At 65.5% G+C, this 9,272-nt stretch carries 9 protein-coding genes; 4 read left to right on the forward strand and 5 right to left on the reverse strand.

Annotated features, from left to right (window positions below):
• Positions 1 to 28: 28 nt before the first annotated feature.
• Together WCE05_RS25160 and WCE05_RS25165 are read right to left on the reverse strand one after the other, a co-directional pair.
• Positions 29 to 409, reverse strand: coding sequence for a Mor transcription activator family protein (locus WCE05_RS25160; protein ID WP_225790052.1), 381 nt, complete (start codon positions 407 to 409; stop codon positions 29 to 31).
• A gap of 271 nt (positions 410 to 680) precedes the next feature.
• A complete protein-coding gene (locus WCE05_RS25165) occupies positions 681 to 1,142 on the reverse strand; it encodes a hypothetical protein (protein ID WP_368816779.1) in 462 nt (153 codons plus the stop codon).
• A 154-nt stretch (positions 1,143 to 1,296) separates the two neighbouring features.
• Here WCE05_RS25165 and WCE05_RS25170 point away from each other — a divergent pair, with 154 nt between their 5' ends.
• Positions 1,297 to 1,485 (forward strand): hypothetical protein, encoded by a 189-nt coding sequence (locus WCE05_RS25170; protein ID WP_225790054.1) that lies wholly within the window; start codon positions 1,297 to 1,299, stop codon positions 1,483 to 1,485.
• A gap of 36 nt (positions 1,486 to 1,521) precedes the next feature.
• Here the strand turns inward: WCE05_RS25170 and WCE05_RS25175 are convergent, their stop codons facing one another.
• On the reverse strand, positions 1,522 to 1,896 hold the full coding sequence (locus WCE05_RS25175) for a fe2+ zn2+ uptake regulation protein (protein WP_225790055.1): 375 nt from the start codon (positions 1,894 to 1,896) through the stop codon (positions 1,522 to 1,524).
• 220 nt (positions 1,897 to 2,116) lie between these two features.
• Between WCE05_RS25175 and WCE05_RS25180 the strand changes: the two genes are divergently transcribed.
• Entirely contained in the window at positions 2,117 to 4,411 is a 2,295-nt protein-coding gene (locus WCE05_RS25180) for an acylase (RefSeq protein WP_368816782.1), read from the forward strand.
• 110 nt (positions 4,412 to 4,521) lie between these two features.
• Here the strand turns inward: WCE05_RS25180 and WCE05_RS25185 are convergent, their stop codons facing one another.
• Both WCE05_RS25185 and WCE05_RS25190 read right to left on the reverse strand, forming a co-directional pair.
• Positions 4,522 to 5,244: a UDP-2,3-diacylglucosamine diphosphatase gene (locus WCE05_RS25185; protein ID WP_225790056.1), complete on the reverse strand. Its 723-nt coding sequence runs from the start codon at positions 5,242 to 5,244 to the stop codon at positions 4,522 to 4,524.
• Complete coding sequence (locus WCE05_RS25190; RefSeq protein ID WP_225790057.1) at positions 5,241 to 5,741, reverse strand: peptidylprolyl isomerase; 501 nt, start codon at positions 5,739 to 5,741, stop codon at positions 5,241 to 5,243. Before WCE05_RS25190 ends, WCE05_RS25185 begins: the two co-directional genes overlap by 4 nt.
• A 235-nt stretch (positions 5,742 to 5,976) precedes the next feature.
• On the opposite strand from WCE05_RS25190, the gene WCE05_RS25195 reads away from it, so the two are divergent.
• Together WCE05_RS25195 and cysS are read left to right on the forward strand one after the other, a co-directional pair.
• Positions 5,977 to 7,680, forward strand: coding sequence for a glutamine--tRNA ligase/YqeY domain fusion protein (locus tag WCE05_RS25195; protein ID WP_368816780.1), 1,704 nt, complete (start codon positions 5,977 to 5,979; stop codon positions 7,678 to 7,680).
• A gap of 9 nt (positions 7,681 to 7,689) precedes the next feature.
• Positions 7,690 to 9,072 (forward strand): cysteine--tRNA ligase, encoded by a 1,383-nt coding sequence (cysS, locus tag WCE05_RS25200; protein ID WP_368816781.1) that lies wholly within the window; start codon positions 7,690 to 7,692, stop codon positions 9,070 to 9,072.
• Positions 9,073 to 9,272 lie beyond the last annotated feature (200 nt).

Genomic DNA, 9,272 nt, shown 5'->3' on the forward strand with positions numbered 1-9,272 from the left:
AGGTGAGGGTGGGTGGGTGTCATGCCCATCAGCGGGCATGGCTCTCCAGGCGGCGGATGTTGCCGATCTGGCGCAGGCTCAGGCCGTACTTGTTGGCCAAGAGGCTGCGGGACAGGCCGTCGGCGCTTTCCTTCTGGATCTGTTGGTTGCGCAACTGGCGCAGGAAGTGATCCGCCTTGGGGATCTCCAGTGCCACGCCGGCGAAGCGCTTGATCAACGCTTCCAACGCTTCGGCTGGCAGGACATCGGCGAGTCGGGTGCGCTCGCGGTGCTTGGGGATGTATTTCGGCCGCCCGCCGTAGGCGCAGGTCAGGCGGTAGGCGTTCTCGATGCCGATGCACTCGATCAGCGATTGCAGCGAATGCGGCAACTGGGTGATTTCGATGTGGCTGAGGTCTGGCAATTCCATATGGGCTCCCTCGGGCGTGTGGGGTGGCGCAATGCATGGACATCCGGGATGGCTGTCGGGTACGCCACCAGTGCTGTGGTGGCGTGACTGGATTGTCGAGCAGGGCCTGACAACGTCGCTAGGCGCCATGCGGGCCAAGGCCTGTAGCCCCAGTGAGCATGTCTCGCAGGCAGCGATGGCTGCTCGCGTAGGACATCGCTTCAGCTTTGCCCGGCAGGCCTTGGTTTTCCGTGGTAGCGATTTCCAGGTGGCTCATTGGGTAGTACCACCCTCAGTCACAGGGATAACTGTCCAGCAACCTGGCCAGGCGCAGGTAGGCCTCGGGCCTGTCGCGCATGCCGTGGGGCACGGCCCGCCAGTCCACGACCAGGCACAGAGCATTGAGTGCCTGGCCATCGCGTTGGCCGATGACCTGCGGATGAAAGTCACGGCGATAGCGCGCCCGAGTCCGTTCGAGGGCCTCGACCTGGTCGGCCTGGGCCAGGGTCTCGCGGGCCAGGGTCGGCAACTCCCGGTGCGGCACGCTGAAGTGCAGGCGGGTGGGGTGGTTTGTCAGGTAGCCGGCGGTGCGTACGTTCTGCCACAGCAGTTGCCATTGGCTGGAGCCGGCCTTGTTGGCCAGTGCGCTGCCAAGGGCATGCAGTCGTTCAGGGGGAAGGTGGGTGGTCTCCAGTGCGTGGGCAGGAGAGGGAGCAAGCAGGAGCAGGCCTGCGATCAGCATGGCGTTGAGCATGGGGCCTCCATCAGGGAGTGGTGGTGGGGGCTTCATGCTTTCAGGTGCGGGCAGGTGGGCTCAGCAGGAAATGCCCCGCCTGCGCCTTGCATCGTTGTATCATGGGCGCGGCTTGTCGCGAGCCCTATGTCCCTGATGTCGCAAGGAACCATTGATGACACACATGCAACGCTTGAAGTACTCGATCCTGATCATCCTGGTGATGATGGGCCTGATGGTGGGCCTGAGCTACCTGCAGCGGCAGGGGACGATCAGCGAGCAGACGTTCCAGTACATCGCCATCGCCATCGCGGTCGTCGTGGTGGTGCTCAACGGGATCCTGCGGCGCAAGGTCAAGCGTTGACCTGCACGGGCTGGCCTGCCTTGGCCGGCCATGCGCTCAGCGCGCGGCGGGTTGTTCCAGCACGGCCCTGGCCTGGGGGTTGAGGCTGTAGCACTTGTCGCTGCCGAGGCTGATCACGCCTTCGGCGCACAGCCGTTTGAGCACTTCGCGCACGCTCAGGAACGACAGCGGGATGTCCAGTTGCTCGAGTTGCGCATGAACGCCGCGCACGCCAATGCTGCGGCCATTGCGATCGGCGTTGTGCAGGGCGTCGATGACCTTGAGGCGGATCAGGCTGGTGCGCAGGCCGTAGGTGCGCAGCAGTTCGCGGATCTGCTCGTTGCCGACGCGTTCCGCCGTGCCGGCGAGCTGCCCGGCACTCGCCTTGCCCGGGCTTCGAGCGCTCTGTGGCGAGGGTTGTGGGTTGTACATGTGAATGCTCCTTTTCGTGATCTGTCCCGAAATCATGGGTGCCTCACTTACTAAGACGAATGAGATCGGCAAAACTGCAACCTTTGCCTGAAAAAATTTGCCGCGTCCTTTTCAAGACGTAGCAAAGCCCCGCCAGGCGTAAAATTTTCATCCAGCCATTCGTCTGATCGGGATCACCCTTACAACTCCAGGAGTGCCCGTGACCACACTTTCGCGTCCCATGACCCGTCTTGGCCTGGTGGCCGCGCTGGTTGCCGCCAGCCTGGCCGCACAGGCCCGGGAAACCGCCGGCGATGCCTCGGCGCAGATCCGCCGTACCAGCTTCGGTGTGCCGCACATCCTGGCCAAGGACGAACGCGGCCTGGGCTATGGCATCGGCTATGCCTACACCCAGGACAACCTTTGCCTGCTGGCCAACGAGGTGCTGACGGTCAACGGTGAGCGCTCCCGCTATTTCGGCGCCAAGGGCAAGACCGTCGAACAGCGCGACAACCTCGATAGCGACCTGTTCTTCACCTGGCTCAACACCCAGGCGACGACGGAAGACTTCCTCCAGGCCCAGCCGGCCCAGGTGCGTGACCTGCTCGAAGGTTATGCCAGCGGCTACAACCGGGCCCTGGCCGAACGCCGGGCCCAGGGGTTGCCCGGTGAGTGTGGGCAAGGCGACTGGCTGCGGCCGATCACCAGCCTCGACCTTGTCAAGCTGACCCGCCGCCTGCTGGTGGAGGGAGGCGTCGGCCAGTTCGCCGAGGCGCTGGTGGCGGCGGCCCCGCCGAAGCTTGCGGCGCAGCGAGCGGGTGAGGATTTCAGCGTGGCACTGGCGCGTCAGGCGCAATTCGCCTCGGAACGTGGCAGCAACGCGGTGGCGGTCGGCTCGCAACGCTCGGCCAACGGTCGCGGCCTGTTGCTGGCCAACCCGCATTTCCCGTGGATGGGTGGGCTGCGCTTCTACCAGATGCAACTGACCATTCCCGGTCAACTGGATGTCATGGGGGCCGCGCTGCCCGGCCTGCCGGTGGTGAACATCGGCTTCAACCAGCATCTGGCCTGGACCCATACGGTCGATACGTCCAAGCATTTCACCCTTTACCGCCTGCAGCTCGACCCCAAGGACCCGACCCGCTACCTGCTCGACGGCAAGTCGCTACCGCTGGCCCGTCAGACCCTGAGCGTGACGGTCAAGGGCGACGATGGCCAACTGAGCCAGGTCGCGCGCCAAGTCTATGCCTCGGCCTTCGGCCCGGTGGTGCAGTGGCCAGGCCGGCTGGACTGGGACAACCGCTACGCCTACAGCCTGCGCGATGCCAACCTGGACAACACCCGGGTATTGCAGCAGTGGTACCGGATCAACCGAGCCGACAGCCTGGCGTCCTTGAAGACGGCCGTAGGGCAGGTGCAGGGCATTCCCTGGGTCAACACCCTGGCCGTCGATGCCGATGGTCAGGCGCTGTACCTGAACCAGTCGGTGGTGCCGTACGTCGACCAGGCGCTGCTCGCCCACTGCAGCGACCCCGCCGCGCCCGGGCCGCTGGTGGTGCTGGACGGTTCGCGCAGCGCCTGCCAGTGGAAGGTCGACGACGAAGCCGCCCAACCCGGGATCTTCCCGGCGCGGCTGTTGCCGAGCCTGGAGCGTCGAGATTTCGTGCAGAACTCCAACGACCCGGCGCGAATGACCAACCCGGCGCAGCCGCTGACCGGGTTCTCGCCGCTGGTCAGCCGTGACGACCAGCCCCTGGGCATGCGTGGCCGCTTTGCCCTGCAGCGTCTGCAAGGCCATGGCAAGCTGGGTGTCGCCGACCTGCAGCGCATGGTGCTGGACGACGAGGTCTACCTGGCCAGCCTGCTGCTGCCGGACTTGCTGGAATGGTGCAAATCCACCGGGGCCGACCTGCAAGCCGTGTGCAGCAGCCTGGCGGACTGGAACGGCAAGGCCGACCTGGACAGCGGCATCGGCCTGGTGCATTTCGAGAACATCCTCGGCGCCCTGGCGCAGCACCCGCAGAGCTGGCGCGTGGCCTTCGACCCGGCCGACCCGCAGCATACCCCGCGCGGCCTGGCCGTCGAGCAGGCGGCGGTACGCAAGCTGCTGCGCGAGGCGGCGCTGGCCTCCCAGCAGCAGGTGGCCGAGGCTGGCGTGAGCGCCGACAGCCGCTGGGGCCAGATCCAGCAGGCGGCCGACGGCACGCCCGTGCCGGGTGGGCCACAGGGCCTGGGGGTGTACAACGCCATCTACAGCGTCCCGCGCGGGGCGGGCAAGCGATTGGTGGTCAGCGGTACCAGCTACCTGCAACTGGTCAGCTTCACCGACCAGGGACCGCAAGCCCAGGGCCTGCTGGCGTTCTCCCAGTCCAGCGAGTCCGCTTCGCCGCATGCCGGTGACCAGACCCGCGCCTTCTCGGCCAAGCAACTGGCGCCGATCCCGTTCACCGAGGCGCAGATCAAGGCGGATCCGCAGTATCGGCAGTATGTGATCAGCGAGCGCGACCACAGCGCAGTGGCCAGCAGCGGTCAGTAACCAGGGAGGCGAGGGCGGTCAGGCTGGAATCTATCCACTGCGCCGCCCATTTGGGGCCGCTTAGCGGCCCCGGCATTGGAGCAAGCCTGCGAATGGGGCAGGGCCTGGCCTCAGGGAAACTCGAACGGCGCCAGCTGGAAACCCTGTTCATCCACCTGCAAGGCCCAGCCGCGACGGTCCCAGTCCCCCAGCACGATACGCCGTGCCGGCTCGCCATCGACCACCAGCTTGTGAATCGCTGGCCGGTGGGTGTGGCCATGGACCAGGGTGCGCACGCCATGGGCAGCCATTACCTTCGGCACTTCCTCGGGGGTGACGTCGACGATCTCGGTGTTCTTCATGCGTGTCTGCGTGCGGCTCTCGCTGCGCAGCTTGCGGGCCAGCTTCTGCCGGGTGGCCAGCGGCAGGTGCCGCAGGAGCCACAGGCTCAGCGGGTTGCGCAGGTAGCGGCGTAGTTTCATGTAGCCCAGGTCGCGGGTGCACAGGGTGTCGCCATGCATCAGCAGCACCGGCTCCCCGCCCAGTTCCACCACGCACGGGTCGTCCAGCAGGGTACAGCCGGCCGCCTGGCAGAAGCGCTGGCCGATCAGGAAGTCGCGGTTGCCGTGCATCACGTAGATGGCCGTGCCGCTGTCGGAGAGCCGGCGCAAGGCCTGGCAGATCGACTGCTGGAAGGGCGTCATGGCGTCGTCGCCGATCCACACTTCGAAGAAGTCGCCCAGGATGTACAAGGCCCTGGCATGGCGCGCACGGCCATCGAGCAGATCAAGAAACGCCCGGGTTATGTCCGGGCGTTCTTCTTGCAGGTGCAGGTCGGAGATCAGCAGGATCACTCAACGATCTCGGCTTTCTCGATGATCACGTCATCTTTCGGCACGTCCTGGTGGCCGGCCTTGGAGCCGGTGGACACACCCTTGATCGCGTCGACGATCTCGCGGCCTTCGATCACCTCGCCGAACACCGCATAGCCCCAGCCCTGCACGTTCTTGCCGCTGTGGTTGAGGAAGTCGTTGTCGGCGACGTTGATGAAGAACTGCGCCGACGCGGAGTGCGGCTCCATAGTACGGGCCATGGCGATGCTGTAGCGCTTGTTCGGCAGGCCGTTGTCGGCTTCGTTCTGGATCGGTGCGCGGGTGGACTTCTGCTTCATGCCCGGTTCGAAACCGCCGCCCTGGATCATGAAGTTGTTGATCACGCGGTGGAACACGGTGCCATTGTAGTGGCCGTCCTTGACGTACTGAACGAAGTTCTCGACGGTTTTCGGTGCCTTCTCGGCGTCCAGTTGCAGGACGATGTCGCCGTGGTTGGTGCTCAGTTTGACTTTGGACATACTGGAATTCGCTCTTTCAAGGCATTCATGAATAGGGTGCGCAGGGCGCGTACTGTCACCTGACGCAGGATCGGGCGACCGCGACACAGGGCGTGCGCCGGCCATTTTGCCCGGCCTGCGATAAATCGCGCCAGTTTGTCGGCGCCCGGCTGTCGGCAGCTTGACTGCTTCGGCTATGATAGGCCCTTTGATTCAATCGGCCTACCCGGGCCGAACACCTGCATTCAAGGAACCTATGAGCAAGCCCACTGCCGACAACGCGCCCAACGCCGCTGCCAAAGGCGCTCCCGCCGTCCCTGCGAACTTCCTGCGGCCGATCATCCAGGCCGACCTGGACTCGGGCAAGCACAGCAGCATCGTCACCCGCTTCCCGCCCGAGCCCAACGGCTACCTGCACATCGGCCATGCCAAGTCGATCTGCGTCAACTTCGGCCTGGCCCAGGAGTTCGGTGGCGTCTGTCACCTGCGTTTCGACGACACCAACCCGGCCAAGGAAGACCAGGAATACATCGACGCCATCCAGCGCGACATCAAGTGGCTGGGCTTCGAGTGGGCAGGCCCGGTGCGCTATGCCTCGGACTACTTCGACCAGTTGCACGACTGGGCGGTGGACTTGATCAAGGCCGGCAAGGCCTATGTCTGCGACCTGACCCCGGAGCAGGCCCGCGCATACCGCGGCAGCCTGACCGAGCCAGGCAAGGACAGCCCGTTCCGTACGCGCAGCGTCGAGCAGAACCTGAACCTGTTCGCGCGCATGAAGGCCGGCGAGTTCAAGGATGGCGAGCGCGTGCTGCGCGCGAAGATCGACATGGCGTCGCCGAACATGAACATGCGCGACCCGATCCTCTACCGCATCCGCCATGCCCACCATCACCAGACCGGTGACAAGTGGTGCATCTACCCCAACTACGACTTCACCCATGGCCAGTCCGACGCCATCGAGGGCATCACCCACTCGATCTGCACCCTCGAGTTCGAAGGCCATCGCCCGCTGTACGACTGGTTCCTGGACAACCTGCCGGTGCCGGCCCATCCGCGCCAGTACGAGTTCAGCCGCCTGAACCTGAACTACACCATCACCTCCAAGCGCAAGCTCAAGCAACTGGTGGACGAGCAGCACGTCGACGGCTGGGACGACCCGCGCATGTCCACGCTCTCGGGCTTCCGTCGCCGCGGCTACACCCCGGCGTCGATCCGCAACTTCTGCGAGATGATCGGCACCAACCGCTCCGACGGGGTGGTCGACATGTCCATGCTCGAGTTCAGCATCCGTGACGACCTCGACCGCACCGCTCCGCGCGCCATGTGCGTGCTGCGCCCGCTGAAGGTGGTCATCACCAACTACCCCGAGGGCCAGGTCGAGCAGCTCGAACTGCCGCGCCATCCCAAGGAAGACATGGGCGTGCGCGTGCTGCCGTTCGCCCGTGAGCTGTACATCGACCGCGACGACTTCATGGAAACGCCGCCCAAGGGCTACAAGCGCCTGGAGCCCAATGGCGAGGTACGCCTGCGCGGCAGCTACGTGATCCGCGCCGACGAGGCGATCAAGGACGCCGACGGCAACGTCGTCGAGCTGCGCTGCTCCTACGACCCGGACACCCTGGGCAAGAACCCCGAGGGCCGCAAGGTCAAGGGCGTGATCCACTGGGTCCCGGCCGAAGGCAGCGTGGAATGCGAGGTGCGCCTGTACGACCGCCTGTTCCGCTCGGCGAACCCGGACAAGACCGAGGAGGGCGGCAGCTTCCTGGACAACATCAACCCCGATTCGCTGCAGGTGCTGACCGGTTGCCGTGCCGAGCCGTCGCTGGCCCAGGCGCAGCCCGAGGACCGTTTCCAGTTCGAGCGCGAAGGCTATTTCTGCGCCGACCTCAAGGACAGCCAGCCGGGCCGTCCGGTGTTCAACCGCACCGTCACCCTGCGTGACTCCTGGGGCAGCTGAGGAACCGCCGTGCTTACCATCTACAACACCCTGAGCAAGACCAAGGAAGCCTTCAAGCCCCTGGACGGCAACAAGGTGCGCATGTACGTGTGCGGCATGACCGTGTATGACTACTGCCACCTGGGCCACGGCCGCAGCATGGTGGCCTTCGACCTGGTCACCCGCTGGTTGCGCAAGAGCGGCTACGAGCTGACCTACGTGCGCAACATCACCGACATCGACGACAAGATCATCAACCGCGCCAACGAGAACGGCGAGCGCTTCGACGCGCTGACCGCACGCATGATCGATGCCATGCACGAGGACGAGCGCCGGCTGAACATCCTGCCGCCGGACCAGGAGCCGCGTGCCACCGATCATATCGCCGGCATGCACGCGATGATCCAGACCCTGATCGACAAGGGCTATGCCTACGCGCCGGGCAACGGCGACGTGTACTACCGGGTCGGCAAGTTCGTCGGCTACGGCAAGCTATCGCGGCGCAAGATCGAAGACCTGCGCATCGGTGCGCGGATCGAGGTCGGCGAAGCCAAGCAGGACCCGCTGGACTTCGTCCTGTGGAAGGCCGCCAAACCGGGCGAGCCGAGCTGGGATTCGCCGTGGGGCCCGGGCCGTCCGGGCTGGCACATCGAGTGCTCGGTGATGTCCACCTGCTGCCTGGGCGAGAGCTTCGACATCCACGGCGGTGGCAGCGACCTGGAGTTCCCACACCACGAGAACGAGATCGCCCAGAGCGAGGCGGCCACCGGCAAGCCGTATGCCAATGCCTGGATGCACTGCGGCATGATCCGCATCAATGGCGAGAAGATGTCCAAGTCGTTGAACAACTTCTTCACCATCCGCGACGTGCTCGACAAGTACCACCCAGAGGTGGTGCGCTACCTGCTGGTGGCCAGCCACTACCGCAGCGCCATCAACTACTCCGAGGACAGCCTGCGCGAGGCCAAGGGCGCCCTGGAGCGCTTCTACCATGCGCTGCGCGGCCTGCCGCGTGTCGAGGCCAAGGGGGGCGAGGCGTTCGTCGAGCGCTTCAGCGTAGCGATGAACGACGACTTCGGTACCCCGGAAGCTTGCGCCGTGCTGTTCGACCTGGTGCGTGAGATCAACCGCCTGCGCGACAGCGATCCGCAAGCCGCCGCCGGCCTGGCTGGTCGCCTGCGCGAGCTGGGCGACGTGCTGGGGGTGTTGCAGCTGGATGCCGACGAATTCCTGCGTGCGGGCGCCGAAGGCAAGGTCGATGCCGCGCAAGTTGAGGCACTGATCCAGGCGCGGCTGCAGGCGCGTGCGGACAAGAACTGGGCCGAGTCCGACCGTATCCGCGACCAGCTGACCGCCATGGGCGTGGTGCTGGAAGACAGCAAGGATGGCACCACCTGGCGCCTGGCTGACTGACCGGGCAAGACCCGTTGGGCCACTGCGCGCCCCTTTTGCGACACCAGGCCGCTCCACAGGCACAATGCTGAACCTGGAGCGGCCTTGCCGGTGCGCCGGACTGGTCGGAAAGGGGCGTGCAGCGGCCCCAGCCATGCAGAGGTTGTACCGCGAAGCCCCGACTCACCCCACCAGCGGGCAATGCAGGACCAACCTGGCCC

Origin of the sequence: Pseudomonas sp. I2, from assembly GCF_040984075.1 — a bacterium.
In the GTDB taxonomy this organism is placed as follows: Bacteria; Pseudomonadota; Gammaproteobacteria; order Pseudomonadales; family Pseudomonadaceae; genus Aquipseudomonas; species Aquipseudomonas guariconensis_B.

Excerpts from the sequence above, each read along its gene's own strand:
- WCE05_RS25160 (WP_225790052.1), bottom strand. The coding sequence starts at position 409 with ATGGAATTGCCAGACCTCAGCCACATCGAAATCACCCAGTTGCCGCAT.
- WCE05_RS25165 (WP_368816779.1), bottom strand. The coding sequence starts at position 1,142 with ATGCTCAACGCCATGCTGATCGCAGGCCTGCTCCTGCTTGCTCCCTCT.
- WCE05_RS25170 (WP_225790054.1), top strand. The coding sequence starts at position 1,297 with ATGACACACATGCAACGCTTGAAGTACTCGATCCTGATCATCCTGGTG.
- WCE05_RS25175 (WP_225790055.1), bottom strand. The coding sequence starts at position 1,896 with ATGTACAACCCACAACCCTCGCCACAGAGCGCTCGAAGCCCGGGCAAG.
- WCE05_RS25180 (WP_368816782.1), top strand. The coding sequence starts at position 2,117 with ATGACCCGTCTTGGCCTGGTGGCCGCGCTGGTTGCCGCCAGCCTGGCC.
- WCE05_RS25190 (WP_225790057.1), bottom strand. The coding sequence starts at position 5,741 with ATGTCCAAAGTCAAACTGAGCACCAACCACGGCGACATCGTCCTGCAA.
- WCE05_RS25195 (WP_368816780.1), top strand. The coding sequence starts at position 5,977 with ATGAGCAAGCCCACTGCCGACAACGCGCCCAACGCCGCTGCCAAAGGC.